This is a genomic window from Geodermatophilus sp. DSM 45219 (genome assembly GCF_900104025.1).
Lineage (GTDB): Bacteria > Actinomycetota > Actinomycetes > Mycobacteriales > Geodermatophilaceae > Geodermatophilus.
The window spans coordinates 761,219-782,619 of sequence record NZ_FNIQ01000002.1; the positions used below are offsets into that span (position 1 = coordinate 761,219).

The window sequence follows — 21,401 nt, forward strand, 5'->3', positions numbered from 1 at the left end:
CTCTCGGGGGTGTCTCTGGGGTCAGCGCAGGGTCAGCGCGCGGCGGCGGAGGTCGTCGTGCAGCCCGCCGTAGGCGGACGCCCGGGGCAGCAGCGACTTGCGCACCTTCACCACCGAGCTGTAGTTGGCGTCGACGACGTTGGCGATCGGCGCCTCGACCGTCTGGGAGAGCAGCTGGTAGGCGTCCATCGGCTGCAGGCCGTAGAGCTCGCCGAACCAGCGCACGAGCTCGACCGAGCTGATCCGCCAGGCGTCCTCCAGCGGCCGGCTGGAGCCCACGGTCATCCAGTGGCTGTCGTCCTCGAGGCGCGGCCAGGCCGGCGCCCCGCCCTTGATCAGCTCCACGATCAGCGTGGTGGTCATGGCCCCCTCGACGGCGGTGCCGCAGGCCTCCCCCTCGCCCTGCCGGTAGTGGCCGTCACCGATCGAGAACAGCGCCCCCTCGACGTTGACGCCGAGGAAGCAGGTCGTGCCCGGCTTCATCTGCGGGGTGTCCATGTTGCCGCCGAACCGCTCGGGCACCAGCGAGCTGCGCACCTCACCGCCGGCCGGCGCCACCCCGACCGTGCCGAGCATCGGCTCGACCGGCAGCGCGATCTCCAGGTCGCTGTGCCGGGCGGCGAAGGTGACCGTGCCGGCCGCCCGGTCCAGCTCGTAGATCCACGTCGTGTCCGGCAGCGGTTCCTGGAGGGTGGCGACGCGGTCGGTGCTGGTCAGCCCGCCGAAGAAGGGGATCGCCGCGGAGGCGCCCCAGTCCCGGGCGGGCTCCATCGCGACGAAGTGCAGCGCCAGGGTGTCGCCGGGCTCGGCGCCCTCGACGTGGAAGGGGCCGGTCTGCGGGTTCACGAAGCGCAGGTCGACCTTCTCGCTGGACAGGTCGGAGGTCTTGCGCAGCACGCCGCCGAACGCGTCGTCGGACCACACGCGCAGCGCCGTCCCCGGGGATACCCGCAGGAGGGGCGCGACGCCGCCGAAGGTGTAGGCGTACTGCTCGGCCGTGGGGATGACCTCGACGACGTCCATGGCCGCACCCTAGGGACGCGCTGCTCCGGTCGGCAACGCCACGTCACCGCCCCGCAGCCGGACGCGGTCGGGCGTGAGCTCCGCGACCGAGGGGACGCCGAGCAGCTGGAGCGTGCGGGTGACCTCCCTGGAGAGGACGTCGGCGGCCCGCTGCACGCCGCGCTCCCCGCCGGCCATCAGCCCGTACAGGTAGGCGCGCCCGACCAGGCAGGCCCGGGCACCGCAGGCGACCGCGGCGACGACGTCGGCCCCGTCGAGGATGCCGCCGTCCAGGTACACCTCGGCCCGGTCGCCCACCGCCGCGACCACCGCGGGCAGCTCCTCCAGCGGCGTGGGGGCGCGGTCGAGCTGGCGGCCGCCGTGGTTGGACACGACGACGGCGTCGGCGCCGGCGTCCACGACCGCGCGGGCGTCGTCCGCCGTCTGGACGCCCTTGACGACGAGCGCCCCCCGCCAGGTCTCCCGCAGCTCCGCCAGGTCGGCGAGGGTGGCGGCCGGCTCGAAGACCCGGTCGGCCAGCTCGGCGACCGTCCCGCCCCAGGAGCGCAGCGAGGCGAACTCCAGCGGCTCGGTGGTGAGCAGGTCGACCCACCAGCGGGGGTGGACGGCGGCGTTGGCCATCGTCCGCAGGGTCAACGCCGGTGGGATGGTGAACCCGTTGCGGACGTCGCGCAGCCGCGGCCCGGCCACCGGGGTGTCCACGGTGAGCACGAGCGCCTCGTAGCCGGCCCGCGCGGCCCGCTCGACCAGCGCGGCGCTGGCCTCGCGGTCGCGCCACAGGTACAGCTGGAACCACCGGCGGGCGCCGGGGGCCGCCGCGGCGAGCGCCTCGATCGTCGTCGTCCCCATGGTGGACAGCGCGTACGGGATGCCGATCCGTTCGGCCACCCGGCCGACCGCGGACTCGCCCTCGGTGTGCATGAGCCGGGTGAACCCGGTCGGCGCGAACACCAGCGGCAGGGCCGACGGCCGCCCGAGGACGGTGGTCGCGGGGTCGACCTCCGAGACGTCGCGCAGCACGCTCGGCCGGAACTCCACACGGGCGAACGCCTCCCGCGCGCGGCGCAGGCTCAGCTCCGCGCCGGCCGCGCCGTCGGTGTAGTCGAAGACCGCGCGCGGCACCCGGCGGCGGGCGATCTCGCGGAGGTCCGCGACCGTGGCCGCCGTGGCCAGCCGCCGGTCGGTCACGTCGCCGGGCAGCCGGCGCGGGCGGATCAGCTCGCGCAGCTCGGACCAGCGGGGTGCGCGGCGTTCGACCACCGGGACCTCCTCGTGTCGGTCGGCCCACCCTGCCAGGCGGCACGTCACCCCGCAGGCGGCACCCCGGTCGGCGGCCGGTCGAGCAGCCGGCGGATCCGTCCGGCCTGCCGGCCGGCGAGCCAGTGCAGCCACAAGGCGAACAAGGCGATGGCCACGGCGGCGACGAGCCACCAGACGGCGTCGATGTCGTTGAGGACCGCGACGAGCACCCAGGCGACGGCGAAGACGAGGCTCACCCCCCGGCTGATCACCCTCATCCCCCGCTGCTGGGTGTGCAGTTCTCGCTCGAGCAGCGGCCGCCAGACGGCGGGGTCGGCGTCGTCGGGCAGCCGCCCGGTGCGCATCGCCCGGTCGTACTCACGCATCCGCTGACGGCCGCCGAGGCGCCGGCGCTGCAGCCGCACGCCGAGGTAGCCGCCGAGGAACCCCGCGAGGAGGCCGGGCACGGGCTGTATCCAGTCGACCGGGTCGTCCCCGACTAGCCGCAGCAGCCACACGTTCAGCAGGTAGGCGGCGGCCAGCAGGGCGACCGCCGACAGCCGGACGACCACCCGGCGACGGCGGGGCGGCAGACGGTCGAGGCGGCGGCGGACTGCCGCGACGGGACCGCGGTCCGGGGACGGGGGCACGAGCGTCTCCTCTCCACCCCCGCCGGAGATCATCGGCCGGGTCGGCGCGTCCCGCGACCCGGCCTCAGGACTCGGGCGTGCCCGGGTCCGACACCTGGTCGAGCAGCCGCTCGACCGGCGGGACCTGCGCGCGCACCATCCCCCACATCGCCGCGACGACCAGCACCCCGCCCACGGTGGCCAGTACCCGACCAGCTGGTCCGGGGTCGGACAGGTCGGCCGTGATCGCCATGCCGACCGCAGCGACCACCAGACCCAGCGGCACGACGCCGACGCGGGCCCGCCTGCGCCTGCGCAGCTCAGCCTCCAGGAGCGGCCGCCAGACCGCCGGGTCGGCGCCGTCCGGCAGCCGGCCAGCACGTGCCGCCGAGACGTACTGCTCCAACCGGTCCCGGGCGCCCCACTGCCGGCGCCGGACCCAGCGGGAGAGGACCACGCCGGTCAGGCTCCCGGAGACGATGAGCGGCAGCACGGTCGCCAGCCCGCCGAGGACTGCCACCCAGAGGGCAGCGAGCACGATGCGCGGCCACCGCGGACTCGAGGCGGCGGGACCGGGTACCGGGTCCGACACGGGCTCCTCCACGACGACCGGCGACCGCCTCCTCAGTCCAGCCGGGTCGCCCGCACGGTCAGCGGTTCCCCGCCGTGATCGTCGCCGGGCAGCGCGTCGAGGTCCACGACCTCCCCCGGCAGGTCCTCATCAGGAGTGACCGGCAGCCAGCGCGCCCACCAGCGCAGCAGGTGCTCCAGACGCGCCCGGCGCTGCCGGGGCCGGCCGGTGCGACCCAGGTCCGCGCCCGCGCCGGGGAACAGCAGCAGCTCCGCCGGGACGCCACGGCGCCGGAGCTCGGCGTGCAGGCGCATGCCCTGCCCGGCCGGGAACCGCCGGTCGTCCTCGCCGTGCACCACCAGGGTCGGGGTGGTGGGGTCCGCGGGGAGGCCCGGCGGATCGGCGCCCAGGTGCTGCTCGGCGAACCACCAGCCGACCTCGGAGGTGCCGAGCAGGCCGGCCGGGTCCATGAACGCTCCCTCGACGACGGCGGCGGCGAAGCGCGTCGTCCGCCCGGTGAGCACGGTCGCCAGCCAGCCGCCGTAGCCGGTGCCGGCCACCCCGACCCGGTCGACGTCGAGCGCCGGGTCGGCGAGCACGGCGTCGAGGAAGGCGAGGACGTCGTCGGCGTCCACCGTCCCGCCCGCGCCCCGGGCCGCGCGGGCGTGCTGCTGCCCGTAGCCCGACGACCCGCGCGGGTTGCACCGGACGACGGCGTGGCCCGCGGACACCAGCACCTGGGTGTCGACCTCGAGCGACCAGCCGTCCTGCCGGTGCGGCCCGTCGTGCAGCCACAGCACCACAGGGTGCGGGCCGGGGCCCTCCGGTGCGGTCACCCACCCGTGCACCTCGGTGCCGTCAGGCGCGGTCGCGGTGCGCTGCTGCGCGCGGTGCAGCCGTCCGGTGGCCCCCAGCGCCCGGCCGAAGCCGGTGAGCAGCCGGCGCCGGCCGGGGGTGACGGCGATCAGCTCACCAGCGGAGCGGTCGTGCCCCACGGTGGCGACGACGACGACCCCGGCCGCCGCCACCCCTCGCGCGGTGAACGGCCCGTCGACCAGCGCCTCGGCCGGCCGGCCGTCCAGCGGCACGCGCAGCAGCTCGACCGCGCCGCACCGCTGGACGCCGAGGTGGGCCGCTCCCCCGGCCAGCACGGTCGCCGGTGTCGCGTCTCCCCGGTCGGTCGAGGCGGGGTCGAGCACCGGCTCCAGCACGCCGCCCGCGGCCCGCACGCGGCACAGCGTGGCGCCGCGACCGGCGACGTCCAGCCCGTCGGGACCGAGGTCCGGCCGGGCGGTGAGCCAGATCCGGTCCCCGGAGGGGTCGTAGGCGGGCAGCGCGCAGTCCGCCCGCCCGTCGGTCACCCGGCGCAGCGTCCCGCCCGCGGCCGGGACGACGTACACGTCGCGGACCAGGTCGCGGTCGGCGCGCGCGTGCCGGGCGGAGACGAACGCGAGCTCGGCGCCGTCCGGGCTCCAGGTGACGTCGGCGTCGTCCGCCGCGCCGTCGGTGACCTGCTGGGGCCGCGGCGGCGGCGTGCCGTCGTCCACCCCGTCGGGCGGCAGGTCGAGGACGAAGACGTGGCTGCGCCCGTCGGCCGGCCGGCGCAGCGTGGTGACCAGCAGGGGCTGACCGCCGGAGCGGTCGGCCCCGGGCACCGGCGCGGTGTAGGCGAGCCGGCGGGAGTCCGGCGCCCAGACCGGGCGGCCGGCGCCCAGCGGGTGGTCGGTCAGCCGCCGCGGCGCCCCGCCGGCCGTGGGGAGCAGGTGCAGCTGCGGCTGCCCGCCCGGCTCGGCGCCCCGGTAGGCCAGCCAGCGGCCGTCCGGGGAGAACGCCGGGTCGGTGTCGCGGGCCCCCGACGTCAGCGGGCGGGCCGGCGCCGACCCGTCGGTCGGCACCGCCCACAGCTGGCTGCGGTCGGCGTCGGCCTCGAGGTCGGCGCGGCCGACGGCGACGACGGCCATCCGCCCGTCCGGGCTGACGGTGGGGACACCGGGGGTGCGCAGCAGCGCCAGGTCGTCGAGGCGCACGGTCGTGGTGCTCCGCGGGCGCAGGCCTCAGCGGCGGCGGGTGTCCTCCCCCACGCCGCCCTGCTGCTCCCGGGCCTGCTCGGCGATCTTCTCGGCCTCGGCGAGCGCCTCGGGGCCGGTGGACTCGACTTGCCCGGCGACCTCCGGGTCGGTGGGGGCGGGCTCGACCATCTGGCCGCGGGTCTTGATCAGGCTGGCGACGGTGGCGATGACCAGGACGCCGAGGATGATCGTCAGCGACAGCCAGATCGGGATGGTCGGGACGGCGTCGATGTGCTCACCGCCGTTGATGAACGGCAGCGTGTTCTCGTGCAGCGCCTCCATCACCAGCTTGACGCCGATGAAGGCGAGGATGACCGCCAGGCCGAGGGACAGGTAGACCAGCCGCTTGAGCAGCCCGCCCAGCAGGAAGTACAGCTGCCGCAGACCCATCAGTGCGAACACGTTCGCGGTGAACACGATGAACGGCTCGCGGGTCAGCCCGAAGATCGCCGGGATGCTGTCCAGGGCGAAGACCAGGTCCGTCGTCCCCAGGGCGAGGATGACGATGATCATCGGCGTCCACAGCTTCTTGCCGTTCTCGGTGACCCGGATCTTCGCGCCCTGGAAGTCCGAGGTCATCGGCAGCACCCGGCGCATCCGCCGGATGAACGCGTTCTCCTCGTAGTCCTCGTCCTCGTCGCGGTGCCGGACCAGGTTGATGGCCGTGTACACCAGGAAGGCGCCGAAGAAGTAGAAGACCCAGGTGAACCGGGAGATCAGCGCGGCGCCGAGGAGGATGAAGATGCCGCGCAGCACCAGCGCGATGATGATGCCGATCATCAGGGCCTCCTGCTGCAGGTGCCGCGGCACCCGGAAGCGGGCCATGATGATCACGAAGACGAAGAGGTTGTCCACCGAGAGCGAGTACTCGGTGAGCCAGCCGGCGTAGAACTCGGTGGCGTACCGGCCGTTGGTGAAGGCGAGCAGCAGCACGCCGAAGGCCAGCGCCAGCGCCACGTAGAAGCTGACCCACAGCCCCGCCTCCTTGAAGGAGGGTTCGTGCGGGCGACGGGCGACGATGGCGAGGTCGGCCAGCAGCAGGGCCGTGAGCCCCACGAACGTCGCGATCTCGAACCAGACCGGGAGCTCCACGGGCCAGAACTGTACGGGGCCGTCGCGGTGATCGTCCGGCGGAGGTCCGGCGTGCCCCCTGGCGACCGGTCCCGGACCCGCCGTCCACGCGCACCGGGCCCGCCCTCCGGGAGGAGGACGGGCCCGGTGCGGGGTGCTGCGGGGTCAGCCGCGGTGACGCGTGGCACCGCCGCTGCCGGCGGGCTCGTCGGCATCGGTGACCAGCGCGTCGTGCGGCGAGGGCGGCGCCTCGTCCGGCCCGACGGCGTGCGGGTCGTGGTCGCCGGGGCCCTGGGCGATGAGCCCCTCGCGGCCGGCGGCCTCGTCGCCCGCACCGGTCGGCGGGGTCGTGCCGCGGGCCTGGTCGCGGCGGTTCTTCGCGAGGCTGGCCACCGTGGTGATGACCAGGGTCGCCAGGATGACCGTCAGCGACAGCCAGGTCGGCACCTCGGGGATCACGGTGACGTGCTCACCGCCGTTGATGAACGGCAGCTCGTTCTCGTGCAGCGCGTGGATGAGCAGCTTCACGCCGATGAAGCCGAGGATGACCGCCAGGCCGTAGGACAGGTAGACCAGCCGGTCGAGCAGACCGTCGATGAGGAAGAACAGCTGGCGCAGGCCCAGCAGGGCGAAGGCGTTGGCGGTGAAGACCAGGTAGGTCTCCTGGGTCAGCCCGAAGATCGCCGGGATCGAGTCGACGGCGAAGAGGATGTCGGCGCTCGCGATGGCGACCAGGGCGATGGCCAGCGGGGTGATGTGCCGCTTGCCGCCGACCTTGGTGAGCATCTTGTCCGAGTGGTAGTCCTCGGTGGTCGGGAAGAACCGGCGGGCCAGCCGCAGTACGGAGTTCTCCTTGAACTCCTCGTCGTGCGAGTGCCCGCCGCTGCGTGCCTGGGCGATCGCCGTCCAGATCAGGAAGCCACCGAAGACGTAGAAGATCCAGCTGAACTGCTCGATCGCGGCGGCGCCGATGAAGATGAACAGCGTCCGCAGCACCAGCGCGAAGGCGATGCCGAACAGCAGAACCTTCTGCTGCAGTTCCCGGGGCACCGCGAAGCTGGCCATGATCAGGACGAAGACGAACAGGTTGTCCACCGAGAGGCTCTTCTCGGTGATGTACCCCGCGAAGTACTCACCGGCGTACTGGCCACCGGCGAACCACAGGACCAGCAGGCCGAAGAGCACGGCGATGCCGATGTAGATGGCCGACCAGGTGGCCGACTCGCGCAGCGTGGGCGCGTGCGGGGTGCGTACGTGGCCGACGAAGTCGAACACGAGCATCCCGACGATCGCGCCGACGGTCAGCGCCCAGACCCAGAAGGGCACGTCCAAAGCAGATACCTCCGGTGACTCGGCGGCGCGCACGGCGCCGCGGTGCCTGACCGGAGGTCTCTCCCGCCCCCTCGTCGCTGAGGTGGCCGACGGCGCCGGGGGCCCTCGGGGACCCCGTACTGACGACACCGTCGCGCGGGGATACTCCCCTCCACGAACGAACCGCGGACGCCGACCCACTCTGGGGCCGCCATCGAGCGGTTCCTTCCCCTCAGACACTACCGGGATGCGATCTGTTCCCCGGATGAGAACGAATTCATCTCGGCGTGACCCGCGCCACGCGTCGAGGTGCGCCAGTACCGGTGCACGCCAGCGGCCCAGGACCGAGGTGGTCCTGGGCCGCCCGCGTCCACCGCTCCTTCAGGCGTGCGCGGCGTCGAGCTGGCGCAGCTCCTTCTTCAGCTCGGTCAGCTCGTCGCGCAGCCGGGCGGCCACCTCGAACTGCAGCTCCCGGGCGGCGGCCAGCATCTGGTCGTTCATCTGCGTGATGAGGTCGGCCAGCTCGGCGCGCGGCAGCCCCTGCGTGTCGATCCCACCGGCCTTGCCGGCCTTCTTCGACGACAGCCCGGGCACCGGGGCCTTGCCGCGGGACTGCTGCCGGCCCGATCCGCCGAGCAGCTCGGTCGAGGCCTCGGCGTCCTCCGCGGCGCGGTAGATGCCGTCGAGGATGTCGACGATCTTCTTGCGCAGCGGCTGCGGGTCGATGCCGCGCTCGCGGTTGTAGGCGATCTGCTTCTCGCGGCGCCGGTTGGTCTCCTCGATGGCCGTCGCCATCGACGGGGTGACGGTGTCGGCGTACATGTGCACCTGACCGGAGACGTTGCGCGCCGCGCGGCCGATGGTCTGGATCAGCGAGGTGCCGGAGCGCAGGAAGCCCTCCTTGTCGGCGTCGAGGATGGCCACCAGGGAGACCTCCGGCAGGTCCAGCCCCTCGCGCAGCAGGTTGATGCCGACCAGCACGTCGTACTCGCCCTGCCGCAGCTCGCGGAGCAGCTCGACCCGGCGCAGGGTGTCGACCTCGGAGTGCAGGTAGCGCACCTTGATGCCGAGCTCGAGCAGGTAGTCGGTGAGGTCCTCGGACATCTTCTTGGTCAGCGTGGTGACCAGGACCCGCTCGTCCTTCTCCGTGCGCAGCCGGATCTCGTGCACGAGGTCGTCGATCTGGCCCTTGGTCGGCTTGACCACGACCTCCGGGTCGACCAGGCCGGTCGGGCGGATGACCTGCTCGACGACGTCGCCCTGGACCCGGCCCAGTTCGTAGGGACCCGGGGTCGCCGACAGGTAGACGGCCTGCCCGATCCGGTCGGTGAACTCCTCCCACTTCAGCGGGCGGTTGTCCATCGCCGAGGGCAGCCGGAACCCGTGCTCGACCAGGGTGCGCTTGCGGCTCATGTCGCCCTCGTACATGCCGCCGATCTGCGGCACGGTCACGTGCGACTCGTCGATGACCAGCAGGAAGTCGTCGGGGAAGTAGTCGATGAGGCAGGCGCCGGCGCTGCCCGGCGATCGGCCGTCGATGTGCCGCGAGTAGTTCTCGATGCCGGAGCAGAAGCCGACCTGGCGCATCATCTCGATGTCGTAGGTGGTGCGCATGCGCAGCCGCTGGGCCTCCAGCAACTTGCCCTGCCGCTCCAGCTCGGCCAGCCGCTGCTCCAGCTCGGCCTCGATGGAGCCGATCGCCCGCTCCATCCGCTCCGGGCCGGCGACGTAGTGGGTGGCCGGGAAGACGAACAGCTCGTCGACCTCGCGGACCACCTCGCCGGTGAGCGGGTGCAGGTAGTACAGCCGCTCGACCTCGTCGCCGAACATCTCGATCCGGCAGGCGAGCTCCTCGTACACGGGGAAGACCTCGATCGTGTCGCCGCGCACCCGGAAGGTGCCGCGGGTGAACGACAGGTCGTTGCGGGTGTACTGCTCGGTGACCAGGGTGCGCAGCAGCTCGTCGCGGTCGCGCTCCTCCCCCACCCTGATCTTGAGCGCGCGGTCGACGTACTCCTCCGGCGTCCCCAGGCCGTAGATGCAGGAGACGGTGGAGACGACGACGACGTCGCGCCGGGTGAGCAGGCTGTTGGTGGCCGAGTGGCGCAGCCGCTCCACCTCCTCGTTGATCGAGGAGTCCTTCTCGATGTAGGTGTCGGTCTGCGGGACGTATGCCTCGGGCTGGTAGTAGTCGTAGTACGAGACGAAGTACTCGACGGCGGCGTCGGGCAACAGCTCCCGGAACTCGTTGGCCAGCTGCGCGGCCAGCGTCTTGTTGGGGGCCATGACCAGCGTCGGCCGCTGCACCTGCTCGATCAGCCAAGCCGTCGTCGCCGACTTGCCGGTGCCGGTGGCGCCGAGCAGCACGGTGTCGGTCGCCCCCGAGCGCACGCGCTCGGCCAGCGCCGTGATCGCGGCCGGCTGGTCGCCCGCGGGCTGGTACTCGCTGACGACGCGGAAACGCCCGCGGGTGGGCCGGAGGTCGGTGGTCGCGCGCACGCGTCGACGGTACGACCCGCCAGTGACAGGACGGCGTCCGTGAGCCGCCCGGCACGCGAGGGGCGGAAGGGGCGGCGGGACTGGCGCCCGGTGCTTGCACGTGGTGGGGTCGCCGCCTAGCGTCCCCGGTCGCAGGAGCGGTCACGCCGCGGACCAGCGCCACCCGGGGCCGGCGCCCCGGACGAGGTCGGTCCCGGCGACACTGCCCGGCCGGACCTGCGCACGACGCCCCCCACGGAGACCTCCGCGGGGGGCGTCGTCGTCCGGGCGCCGACCGGCGTGAGCGACGTCTCCGACCCCCGTGACCAGCGGAGGGTTGGACCGCGCCGCGCCCGGGAACCGAGGGCCGGAAACCCACGCGCACCGACCTCTCCGCCGACGCCCCGCGGTGGGGAGGCCACCGGCCCCCGGCCTCCCCGGGGGCGCCAGCACAGGAGGACCCGTCCATGACCCAGGTGTGGCCTGGAACCGCCTACCCCCTCGGCGCGACCTTCGACGGCACCGGCACGAATTTCGCGATCTTCAGCGAGGTCGCCGAGAAGGTCGAGCTGTGCCTGTTCGACGACGACGGGACCGAGACGCGCATCCGGCTCCCCGAGATGGACGGCTACGTCTGGCACGCCTTCCTGCCCGGCATCCAGCCCGGCCAGCGCTACGGCTACCGCGTGCACGGCCCCTACGACCCGTCCCAGGGCCTGCGCTGCAACCCCAACAAGCTGCTGCTGGACCCCTACGCGAAGGCCATCGACGGCCAGATCGACTGGGACCCGTCGGTCTTCGGCTACGTCTTCGACAGCGGTGAGCGCAACGACGAGGACTCGGCCGTGCACATGCCGAAGTCCGTCGTCGTCAACCCGTACTTCGACTGGGGCGTGGACCGCCCGCCGAGGACGCCGTACCACAAGACCGTCATCTACGAGGCCCACGTCAAGGGCCTGACGATGACCCACCCCGACGTCCCGGAGGAGCTGCGCGGCACCTACGCCGGCATCGCCCACCCCGCGGTCATCGGCTACCTGCAGGACCTCGGCGTCACCGCCATCGAGCTCATGCCGGTGCACCAGTTCGTGCAGGACGACACCCTCCAGCAGAAGGGCCTGCGCAACTACTGGGGCTACAACACCATCGGGTTCTTCGCGCCGCACAACGAGTACGCGAGCAACACCGACAACGGCATGCACGTGCAGGAGTTCAAGGGGATGGTCCGCACCCTGCACGAGGCGGGCATCGAGGTCATCCTCGACGTGGTCTACAACCACACCGCCGAGGGCAACCACCTGGGCCCGACGCTGTCGTTCAAGGGCATCGACAACCGGGCCTACTACCGCCTGGTCGAGGACGACCCGCAGTACTACATGGACTACACCGGCACCGGGAACTCGCTCAACGCCCGCACCCCGCAGGCGCTGCAGCTGATCATGGACTCGCTGCGCTACTGGATCACCGAGATGCACGTCGACGGGTTCCGCTTCGACCTGGCCTCGACGCTGGCCCGCGAGCTGCACGCCGTCGACCGGCTGTCGGCGTTCTTCGACCTGGTGCACCAGGACCCGGTGGTCAGCCAGGTCAAGCTGATCGCCGAGCCGTGGGACGTCGGCGAGGGCGGTTACCAGGTCGGCAACTTCCCGGCGCTGTGGACGGAGTGGAACGGCAAGTACCGCGACACCGTCCGCGACTTCTGGCGCGGCGAGCCCTCGACGATCGGCGAGTTCGCCAGCCGGCTCACCGGCTCGGCCGACCTCTACCAGCACTCCGGCCGGCGTCCGGTGGCCAGCATCAACTTCGTCACCGCGCACGACGGGTTCACCCTCAACGACCTGGTCTCCTACAACGAGAAGCACAACGAGGCCAACGGCGAGGGCAACAACGACGGCGAGAGCCACAACCGCAGCTGGAACGGCGGCGTCGAGGGCCCGACCGTCGACAAGAAGGTGCTCACCCTGCGCGCCCGGCAGCGGCGCAACTTCCTGGCCACGCTGATGCTCAGCCAGGGCGTGCCGATGCTGCTGCACGGCGACGAGCTGGGCCGCACGCAGGAGGGGAACAACAACGGCTACTGCCAGGACTCGCCGCTGACCTGGATCCACTGGGACGAGGTGGACGAGGGGCTGCTGGAGTTCACCAAGCTGGTGACCCGGCTGCGCCACGACCACCCGACGTTCCGCCGCCGCCGGTTCTTCCACGGCCGGCCGGTGCGCCGGGGGCAGGACGACCCGGTGCAGGACGTCGCCTGGCTGACCCCGGCCGGTGACCTGATGACCGAGGACGACTGGGACGCCGGCTTCGCCAAGTCGCTGGCGATGTACCTCAACGGCCACGGCATCCGGTCCACCGACGAGCGCGGCGAGGCCGTGGTCGACGACCACTTCTACCTGGCCTTCAACGCCTCGCACGAGCCGATGGACTTCTGCCTGCCGTCGGAGGAGTACGCCGGCGCGTGGACCGTCGTCCTGGACACCGCCGAGATGGACGCGGTGGAGCCGCGGGAGCTCAAGCCCGGCGAGACGCTGACCCTGCAGGACCGCTCCATGGTCGTGCTCAGCGCCCCCCGGCGGTCGTGAGCGTGTCCGAGCCGCTCAGCGCGGACCGCCGCCGCGACGTCCCCACCGGGACCTACCGGCTGCAGGTCACCGCCGACTCCACCCTGGACCACGCCGCGTCGCTGGCCGGCTACCTGGCCGACCTGGGCGTCAGCCACGCCTACGCCTCGCCGCTGCTGCGGGCGGCGTCGGGCAGCACGCACGGCTACGACACCGTCGACCACGCGCACATCGACGAGTCGCGCGGTGGCCGGGCCGGCTTCGACCGGCTGGTCGCGGCGCTGCACGAGCGCGGCCTGGGCCTGGTGCTGGACCTGGTCCCCAACCACATGGGCATCGCCGACCCGGCAGAGGCGCCCTGGTGGTGGGACGTGCTGCGGCACGGGCGCGACAGCGCCCACGCCGCCGCCTTCGACGTCGACTGGGACGCAGGCGGCGGCCGGGTGCGCATCCCGGTGCTGGGGACGGCGGACGACGTCGAGAAGCTGGAGGTCGTCGGTGGGGCGGGTGGGGGAAGCGCGGACGGCGAGCTGCGGTACTACGACAACCGCTTCCCCCTCGCGCCGGGCACCGGTGAGGGCACGCCGCAGGAGGTGCACGACCGGCAGCACTACGAGCTGGTCGACTGGCGGCGGGCCGACCGCGACCTGAACTACCGGCGGTTCTTCGCCATCAACACCCTCGCCGGGCTGCGCGCGGAGGACCCGGAGGTCTTCCGCGCCACCCACGAGCTGGTGCTGCAGCTGGTCGCCGACGGCGCGGTCGACGGGCTGCGGATCGACCACCCCGACGGCCTCGCCGACCCGAAGGGGTACCTGGACCGGCTGGCCGAGGCCTCCGGTGGCCGGTGGACCGTGGTGGAGAAGATCCTCGAGCCCGGGGAGGACCTGCCGGAGTCGTGGCGGACCGCCGGGACGACGGGCTACGACGCGCTCGCCGAGGTCGACGACGTGCTGGTGGACCCGGCCGGCGCGGCGGTGCTCAGCGCGCTGGACACCGAGCTCGTGGGGGCCCCGGTCGACTACGCCGAGCTGGTCCACGACTGCAAGCGCGAGGTGACCGACGGGATCCTCGGCTCGGAGGTGGCGCGGCTGGTGCGGGTCATCGGCGAGCTGCCCGGCATCGACACGGACACCGAGAAGGAGGCGCTGGCCGAGCTGCTGGCGTCCTTCCCGGTCTACCGCACCTACCTGCCCGACGGCCGGGAGCACCTGGACGCCACCGTGGCCGCGGTGCGGGAGCGCCGTCCCGACCTCACCGCGGCGCTGGACGCGCTGCACCCGGTGCTGTCCCAGGCCGGCACCGAGGCGGCGACCCGGTTCGAGCAGACCAGCGGCCCGGTCATGGCCAAGGGCGTGGAGGACAGCGCCTACTACCGGTGGGCGCGCTTCGTGGTGCTCAACGAGGTCGGGGGCGACCCGGCCCGGTTCGGCAGCACGGTCGAGGAGTTCCACGAGGCCCAGCGGCGCCGGGTGGAGCGCAGGCCGGAGTCGATGACCACGCTGACCACCCACGACACCAAACGCAGCGAGGACACCCGTGCCCGGCTGGTCGTCCTGGCCGAGCTCGGGGCCGAGTGGGCGGACCTGGTCCGCGGGCTGGTGCTCCGCCACCCGCTGCCGGACCGCCCACTGGCGCACCTGGTGTGGCAGAACCTGGTGGGCGCCTGGCCGCTGTCGCGCGACCGCGCGCACGCCTACGCCGAGAAGGCCGCCCGCGAGGCGGGGACGTCGACCACGTGGACCGACGTCGACGAGGAGTTCGAGTCGGCGCTGCACGCGATGGTCGACGCGGCGTACGACGACGAGCGGACCAACGCCGAGATCGAGCGGTTCGTCGCCCGCATCGCACCGTTCGGCCGGTCCAACTCGCTGGCCCAGAAGCTGCTGCAGCTGACCATGCCCGGCGTCCCGGACGTCTACCAGGGCACCGAGCTGTGGGACCTGTCCCTGGTCGACCCGGACAACCGCCGTCCGGTCGACTACGACCTGCGTCGCCGGCTGCTGGCGCAGCTGGACGACGGTGAGGTCCCCGCGGTCGACGACACCGGCGCGGCCAAGCTGCTCGTCGTCTCCCGCGTGCTGCGCGCCCGCCGGGAGCACCCGGAGTGGTTCGGCGGGTACGAGCCGGTGACGGCGACGGGGATCGAGAGCGACCACCTGGTCGCCTTCGACCGCGGCGGGGTGGTCGCCGTGGCCACCCGGCTGCCGGTGGGCCTGTCGATCGCCGGCTGGGGCGACACCGCGCTGCAGCTCCCCACCGGCGCCTGGCGGGACCTGCTCACCGGCGGCCGGTTCGTCTCCGACGCCGACGGGCTGCCGGTCGCCGGGCTGCTCGAGCGGCTGCCGGTCGCCCTGCTCGTCCGCGACTGAGAGAGGACCACCCTTCCCCCCACGCCTCGCGAGCTCGGCGCTAGCCCCTGAAGGGTGGCCGTTCCAGCACCTCACCGAGCCTCCGGACGGGGCCGGTCCGGGACGGGGCGGCAGGGCGGAACTGAGAGGCAGCTCACGTCCCCGCGGGTGCGGCCGTGCCCGCGGGGACGTGACCAGGTGGTCTGCCCGGTCCCGGTCCCGACGGCCGGGCGCGTCACCCCGGTTGCCCCTGGGGCGCGAGGTGAACCGCCGTGACCCGGCCGTTACCTTGTTGCGGCGCCCCCCATCCGGGGCCGGGCGCCGGAGCCGATCCGCCGAACCCCGTCCGTCGGCTGCCGTACCTCCTGCACAGCCAGGACGGGGGTGGGGGACCCATCTCGGCGCCCGGCCGGTCCGGCCGGGTGCCTCGGGGTGAAGCCGTGTGCGCACGGCCGGGGCACCGATCGCTCCGAACCCGACAGCTCACCTCGCAGGCGGCGGATCGGGAGTCCCCCATGCGTTCGTCCTCGTCTTCCCGCGTGCCCGCACGCGCCCTGCGCCGCGGTGCCGTGGTGCTCGGCGGCGCCGCCGCCGTCTCCCTCGGCGTCCTCGCCGCCCCGGCCTCGGCGGCCGCCCCCAACGACTGGGACGCCGTCGCCCAGTGCGAGTCCAGCGGCAACTGGGCCATCAACACCGGCAACGGCTACTACGGCGGCCTGCAGTTCAGCGCGAGCACCTGGGCTGCCTACGGCGGCACCGAGTACGCCCCCAATGCCCACCTGGCGACCAAGGCGCAGCAGATCGCCGTCGCCGAGCGCACCCTCGACGGGCAGGGCAAGGGCGCCTGGCCGACCTGCGGGAAGGCACTCGACCCCTCCGCCCCGGAGGCGGGCGCGGCACCCGCGGCCGCAGCGCCCGCGGCGCCGTCCGGCGGATCCTCCTACGCCGTGCAGTCCGGTGACACGCTCGGCCGCATCGCCCAGCAGCAGGGCGTCGCGGGCGGCTGGCAGGCGCTGCACGCCGCCAACCCGCAGCTGAGCGACCCGAACCGGATCTCCGTCGGCCAGGTGCTGCAGCTGCCCTGACCGCCGGGAGCCCGGAGGGTTGGACGCCAGAGGCCCAGGACCTGCCGGGTCCTGGGCATCTGGCGTTCACCGGCCGGCCGCAGGGCGGGGTCCGGTCAGAAGCGGATGGCGTCGATGACCTTGGCCCGGACGGCGATGACCGCGGGCAGCAGCCCGGCCAGCGCGCCGACCGCGGTGGCCGCCACCAGCCCCTCCACCGCCGCGGCCAGCGGGAAGGCCGGGACGTCGGCCAGCGGGACGCCGCTGTTGAGCAGCGACTCCAGCGGCAGGTTCCGCACCAGCACGACCGACAGCGCGACCGCCGCCAGGCCGGCGAGGAACGTGGCGCAGACGCTCTCCAGCATGATCGCTGCGAACACCCGCGACGAGGTGGCGCCGAAGCTGCGCCGCACGCCGATCTCCCGGATCCGCTGGCGGACCGTCACCAGCCCGATGTTCAGCACGCCGAGCCCGCCGAGGGCGAGCACGACGACGCCCACGCCGCGGATGGCCAGCCGGAGCATGCCGAGGGTCTCTTCCAGGTCCGGCGAGTCCTGCCGGTAGGCGTCGACCTGCGCGCCGCCGAGCGCCAGGCCGAGGTCGTGGGAGACGACCGCCATGACCTCGTCGGCCTGGTCGGCCCCGACCCAGAGCTCGAGCGTGCTGGGGCCGTACACCGAGGCCGCCGGGGTCGCGGTGGTCGGCTCGTCCCAGGGACCGGCCGAGCGGTCCACCCGGTAGGCGAGCAGCTCGTCGCCGTATCCCTCGCGGACGACGCCGACGATCGCGGCCCGCACCGGGGTCTGCCCGCCGATGACGACGGTGGGCCGGCCGGCCAGGTCCGGGACGCCGAGTGCGCCGAGGAACGCCTCGTTGACCACGACGGCCGGGGCGAGGCTGTCCCGGTCGCCCGCGCGCAGCCACCGGCCCTCGATCGGCTCGATGCGGTGCAGCTGCCCGTAGGACGGCGAGACGCGCTTGGTCTGCACCAGCTGGGTGCCGCCGGGCATCCGGAAGCGGGTCTCCTCGTAGCCGATGCTCGCCGTCGTGGTGATCCCGTACCGCTCGGTGAGGCCGGCGACGGCGGCGTCCCACTCCGCTGCGTCCGGCGGCATGCCGGTCTGCGGGTCGTAGGCGGTGACCCCGATGGTGGCCGAGCGTCCGCTCATCCGCTCGCTCTGCTCCTGCTGCACCTGGGCGACGATCAGGCCGAGCGCGGTCACCGTGGTCATCGCGAAGACGGCGAGGAAGACGCCGACCAGGGAGAGCACGACGCGGGCCTTGTGCACCCGCACCTCGCTCCACGCCTCGGCGAGGGTGGCCAGCACGGGGGTCACGGGTGGACCTCCGCGAGCGGGACGGGCGCGGGGGCCGGTACCACCGGGGTCGGCGCCGGGTCGGCCAGCGGCGCGAGCCGGCCGGCGTCCAGCCGGTAGCGGCGGTCGGCCAGCCGGGCGACGTTCAGGTCGTGGGTGATGGTGACCAGCGCGGCGCCGCCCTCGGCGGCGGCCGACGCCAGCAGCGCCATCACCTGGGCGCCGGTCTCCACGTCGAGTGCCCCGGTCGGCTCGTCGGCCAGCACGACCCGCGGCGAGCGGACCAGTGCGCGGGCGATCGCCACCCGCTGCTGCTCGCCGCCGGAGAGCTTCTCGGGCACGGTGTCCCCGCGGGTGCCCAGGCCGACCCGGTCGAGCATCTCGCGGGCCGTGCGGCGCCGGCGCAGGTAGTCCCGGCCGCGGGCGTAGAGCAGCGGGGCGGCGACGTTCTCCTCCGCGGTGCGCCGCGGCAGCAGGTTGAACTGCTGGAAGACGAAGCCGAACACCTCGCCGCGCAGCCGGGCCCGGCGGCGGGCGCGCAGCGCGCCGGTCGGCTCCCCGTCGAGCAGGTACTCCCCGTCGGTCGGGGTGTCGAGCAGGCCGAGGAGGTTGAGCAGCGTCGACTTGCCCGACCCGGAGCGGCCGACGATCGCCACGTGCTCCCCCGCGGCGACGTCGAGGTCGACCCCGGTGAGGATCGGCAGCACGCCGCCGTCGGGCAGCCCGACCTCGCGGCTGATCCCGCGCAGCGCCAGCAGGGTCATCCGAACGGCCCTGCCATGCCCGGGACCGGCACGGTGTCGTCGGGCACCGGTACGAACTGCAGCACCTGGTCGCCCTCGGCCAGGCCCTCGCGGACCTCGACCTGGTCGCCGTCGGTGAGCCCGAGGACGACGGCCCGCTCCTCCTGCGTGCCGTCGGCGCCGACCACCCAGACGTTGCCCTGCCGGACCGAGCCCTGCACCGCGGTCACCGGGACGACGAGCACGTCCTGGGCGACCCCGGCGTCCACGACCACCGTGGCGGCCATGCCGGCGAAGACCGTCGTCCCACCGGGGACGGCGCAGCGGGCGGTGGTGCCGCCCTGGGCGGGGGGCGCGGCGGCCGGGTCGGCGACCGGGGTGCCCTGGCCGGCGGCGTCGTCCCCGGTGGGCGCTGCGCCCAGCGTGAGCCCGGTGCAGGTGAACGGGGCGGGCCCGCCCTGGACCTCCACCTCCGCGGTGGACGGCGGGGCGAGCAGCCGGAACTGGTCGCCCTGGGTCAGCGGTGCGGTGACCGACAGCGTGCCCGGGGAGATGCCGGCGACCCGGTCGCCGACCGCGACCACCTGGTCGGCGAGCACGTCCACGCCGGTGACCGTGCCGGCCGTGGGCGCGACGACGGTCGCGGTGCGCACGACCGGCTCGCGCGGGGTGCTGGTCGGGTTGCCCTCGGCGTCGGTGCCGGTGAGGGGCGCGCGCTCCTCCTCCCAGCGGACCTCGACGACCGCGTCGCCCTGGCCGACCACCTCGCCGGGCTCGACCAGCACGCGGCGGACCGTGCCGGCCTTGGTCGCCTTCACCGGGACCGTGGCGTCGGCGACGACGGTGCCCTGGACGGTCACGGTGTTGGCGACGGTGCCGCGGGCGACCGGGACCACCGGCGAGGTGAGGTCGACCGGCGGCGCGCCGGCCGACGCCGGTGCGGCGTCCCCGCTCCCGCCGCGGAAGGCGAGCGCCACGAGGGCGACGGCGATCACCGTCCACACCAGCAGCCGGAGCGCCGGCAGGACGACGGTGCGGACCACGCTCATGGCGCTCCTCGGGGGCGGTGCGGTGCTGTCCCGCACCGTTCAGGGCGCACCGTAACGACACCAGGACGCTCCGGAAGGCCTGTGGCGCGCGGCACGCCGGGAACGCGTGGTTGGCGGCCGTCGGGCCGGGCACAACCCCCCGGACCGCGCACGATCCTGGGAGGCCCCTGCATGTCCGCTGCCGTCGAGTTCGCCGTCTGGGCGCCGGTCCCGGAACGGGTCCGGCTGCAGGTCGACGGGTCGGTCCACGAGATGCGCCGGGAGGGGGACGGCTGGTGGCGGGCCGAGGTCGAGGCCGGCCCGGAGGCCGACTACGGCTTCCTCCTGGGGGACGACGACACTCCGCGTCCCGACCCGCGCTCGCGCCGCCAGCCCGAGGGCGTGCACGGGCTCTCCCGCCGCTACGACCCGGCCTCCTACGAGTGGGGCGACCGCGCCTGGACCGGGCGGCCGCTCGCGGGTGGCGTGGTCTACGAGCTGCACGTCGGCACCTTCACGCCCGAGGGCACGCTGGACGCCGCGGTCGCGAAGCTGGACCACCTGGTCGACCTCGGTGTCGACTTCGTCGAGCTGCTGCCGGTCAACGGCTTCGACGGCACGCACAACTGGGGCTACGACGGCGTCCTCTGGTACACGGTGCAGGAGAGCTACGGCGGCCCGGCGGCCTACCAGCGCTTCGTCGACGCCTGCCACCAGCGCGGCCTGGGTGTCATCCAGGACGTCGTCTACAACCACCTGGGCCCGTCCGGGAACTACCTGCCGCTGTTCATGCCGGTCTTCAGCGAGGGCGGCGCCAACACGTGGGGCAGCTCGGTCAACCTCTCCGGCCCGGACTCCGACGAGGTGCGGCGCTACGTCCTCGACAACGCGCTGATGTGGCTGCGGGACATGCACGTCGACGGGCTGCGGCTGGACGCCGTCCACGCGCTGGTCGACGAGCGGGCCACCCACGTGCTGGAGGAGATGGCCCAGGACGTCGACCGGCTGTCGGTCGCCGTCGGCCGGCCCCTGACGCTCATCGCCGAGAGCGACCTCAACGACCCGCGGATGGTCACCCCCCGGGCGGCCCACGGCACGGGCATCCACGCCCAGTGGAGCGACGACTTCCACCACGCGCTGCACGCCGTCCTCACCGGCGAGGGCCAGGGCTACTACGGCGACTTCGCCGCCGCCGGCCTGTCCGGGCTGGCCAGGACGCTGACCGGCGCGTTCTTCCACGACGGCGCGTACTCCAGCTTCCGCCGCCGCCACCACGGCCGGCCGGTGGACACCGCGCTGCTGCCCGGCTGGAAGTTCGTCGGGTACCTGCAGGACCACGACCAGATCGGCAACCGCGCGGTCGGCGACCGCGTCTCGGCGTCCCTCTCCCCCGGCCTGCTCGCGGTCGGCGCGACCCTGGTGCTGACCAGCCCGTTCACGCCGATGCTGTTCATGGGCGAGGAGTGGGGCGCCTCGACGCCGTGGCAGTTCTTCACCAGCCACACCGACCCGGAGATCGGCCGGGCGACGGCGGAGGGGCGCAAGGGCGAGTTCGCCGAGCACGGCTGGGACGCCGACGAGGTGCCCGACCCGCAGGACCCGGAGACCTTCACCCGCTCGAAGCTGGACTGGTCCGAGCGTGAGCAGGAGCCGCACGTGCACCTGCTCGCGGTGCACCGGGCGCTGATCGCGCTCCGGCGCGCCCACCCCGACCTGGTCGATCCCGACCTCTCGGCGGTCGACGTCCACTGGGACGACGCGGACCGGTGGCTGGTCGTGCACCGCGGGTGCCTGCGGGTGGTGGTCAACCTCGCCGACCGGCCGCGGGAGGTGCACCTCGACCGCTCGGCCACCGACGTCCTCTTCAGCACCGGGGAGCTCCCGGAGCTGGACGGGACGACGGTGACCGTGCCGGCCGAGAGCGCGGCCGTGCTGACCACCGCCTGA

The 21,401-nt window shown here is 73.9% G+C and carries 15 protein-coding genes and 1 riboswitch; of the genes, 4 read left to right on the forward strand and 11 right to left on the reverse strand.

Features of this window, described 5'->3' with window-relative positions:
* Positions 1-21 precede the first annotated feature (21 nt).
* From BLR12_RS08660 to uvrB, 8 genes are all read right to left on the reverse strand, one after another.
* A complete protein-coding gene (locus BLR12_RS08660) occupies positions 22-1,023 on the reverse strand; it encodes an acetamidase/formamidase family protein (RefSeq protein WP_091376189.1) in 1,002 nt (333 codons plus the stop codon).
* A 9-nt stretch (positions 1,024-1,032) separates the two neighbouring features.
* Complete coding sequence (locus BLR12_RS08665; protein WP_091376192.1) at positions 1,033-2,283, reverse strand: alpha-hydroxy acid oxidase; 1,251 nt, start codon at positions 2,281-2,283, stop codon at positions 1,033-1,035.
* 44 nt (positions 2,284-2,327) lie between these two features.
* The gene (locus BLR12_RS08670; RefSeq protein ID WP_091376194.1) at positions 2,328-2,912 is read right to left on the reverse strand and encodes a hypothetical protein; all 585 of its coding nucleotides are present in this window, start codon (positions 2,910-2,912) and stop codon (positions 2,328-2,330) included.
* A gap of 64 nt (positions 2,913-2,976) precedes the next feature.
* On the reverse strand, positions 2,977-3,429 hold the full coding sequence (locus BLR12_RS08675; protein ID WP_143018739.1) for a hypothetical protein: 453 nt from the start codon (positions 3,427-3,429) through the stop codon (positions 2,977-2,979).
* A gap of 86 nt (positions 3,430-3,515) precedes the next feature.
* Positions 3,516-5,489: a S9 family peptidase gene (locus tag BLR12_RS08680; protein WP_091376201.1), complete on the reverse strand. Its 1,974-nt coding sequence runs from the start codon at positions 5,487-5,489 to the stop codon at positions 3,516-3,518.
* Positions 5,490-5,516: 27 nt separating this feature from the next.
* On the reverse strand, positions 5,517-6,623 hold the full coding sequence (locus BLR12_RS08685; RefSeq protein WP_091376205.1) for a TerC family protein: 1,107 nt from the start codon (positions 6,621-6,623) through the stop codon (positions 5,517-5,519).
* Between the two features lie 144 nt (positions 6,624-6,767).
* A complete protein-coding gene (locus BLR12_RS08690; RefSeq protein WP_255363378.1) occupies positions 6,768-7,928 on the reverse strand; it encodes a TerC family protein in 1,161 nt (386 codons plus the stop codon).
* Positions 7,929-8,294: 366 nt separating this feature from the next.
* The gene (uvrB, locus tag BLR12_RS08695; RefSeq protein ID WP_091376211.1) at positions 8,295-10,412 is read right to left on the reverse strand and encodes an excinuclease ABC subunit UvrB; all 2,118 of its coding nucleotides are present in this window, start codon (positions 10,410-10,412) and stop codon (positions 8,295-8,297) included.
* Positions 10,413-10,858: 446 nt separating this feature from the next.
* Here uvrB and glgX point away from each other — a divergent pair, with 446 nt between their 5' ends.
* From glgX to BLR12_RS25515, 3 genes are all read left to right on the forward strand, one after another.
* Positions 10,859-12,973: a glycogen debranching protein GlgX gene (glgX, locus tag BLR12_RS08700; RefSeq protein ID WP_091376214.1), complete on the forward strand. Its 2,115-nt coding sequence runs from the start codon at positions 10,859-10,861 to the stop codon at positions 12,971-12,973.
* A gap of 2 nt (positions 12,974-12,975) precedes the next feature.
* Positions 12,976-15,324 carry a malto-oligosyltrehalose synthase gene (gene treY / locus BLR12_RS08705; RefSeq protein ID WP_091376217.1) on the forward strand — a complete coding sequence of 783 codons (2,349 nt, stop codon included), beginning with the start codon at positions 12,976-12,978 and terminating at the stop codon, positions 15,322-15,324.
* 323 nt (positions 15,325-15,647) lie between these two features.
* A riboswitch (cyclic di-AMP (ydaO/yuaA leader) is annotated at positions 15,648-15,815 on the forward strand.
* A gap of 27 nt (positions 15,816-15,842) precedes the next feature.
* Positions 15,843-16,388 (forward strand): LysM peptidoglycan-binding domain-containing protein, encoded by a 546-nt coding sequence (locus BLR12_RS25515; protein ID WP_304440644.1) that lies wholly within the window; start codon positions 15,843-15,845, stop codon positions 16,386-16,388.
* Between the two features lie 95 nt (positions 16,389-16,483).
* On the opposite strand, the gene BLR12_RS08715 is transcribed toward BLR12_RS25515, so the two are convergent.
* From BLR12_RS08715 to BLR12_RS08725, 3 genes are read right to left on the reverse strand one after another with little or no spacing between them, the layout of a single operon-like run.
* Entirely contained in the window at positions 16,484-17,704 is a 1,221-nt protein-coding gene (locus BLR12_RS08715) for an ABC transporter permease (protein ID WP_091376223.1), read from the reverse strand.
* The gene (locus BLR12_RS08720; RefSeq protein WP_091376226.1) at positions 17,701-18,447 is read right to left on the reverse strand and encodes an ABC transporter ATP-binding protein; all 747 of its coding nucleotides are present in this window, start codon (positions 18,445-18,447) and stop codon (positions 17,701-17,703) included. The genes BLR12_RS08715 and BLR12_RS08720 overlap by 4 nt, the downstream gene beginning before the upstream one ends.
* On the reverse strand, positions 18,444-19,475 hold the full coding sequence (locus tag BLR12_RS08725) for an efflux RND transporter periplasmic adaptor subunit (RefSeq protein WP_091376229.1): 1,032 nt from the start codon (positions 19,473-19,475) through the stop codon (positions 18,444-18,446). Before BLR12_RS08725 ends, BLR12_RS08720 begins: the two co-directional genes overlap by 4 nt.
* Positions 19,476-19,646: 171 nt before the next feature.
* On the opposite strand from BLR12_RS08725, the gene treZ reads away from it, so the two are divergent.
* On the forward strand, positions 19,647-21,401 hold the full coding sequence (gene treZ, locus BLR12_RS08730) for a malto-oligosyltrehalose trehalohydrolase (protein WP_091376231.1): 1,755 nt from the start codon (positions 19,647-19,649) through the stop codon (positions 21,399-21,401).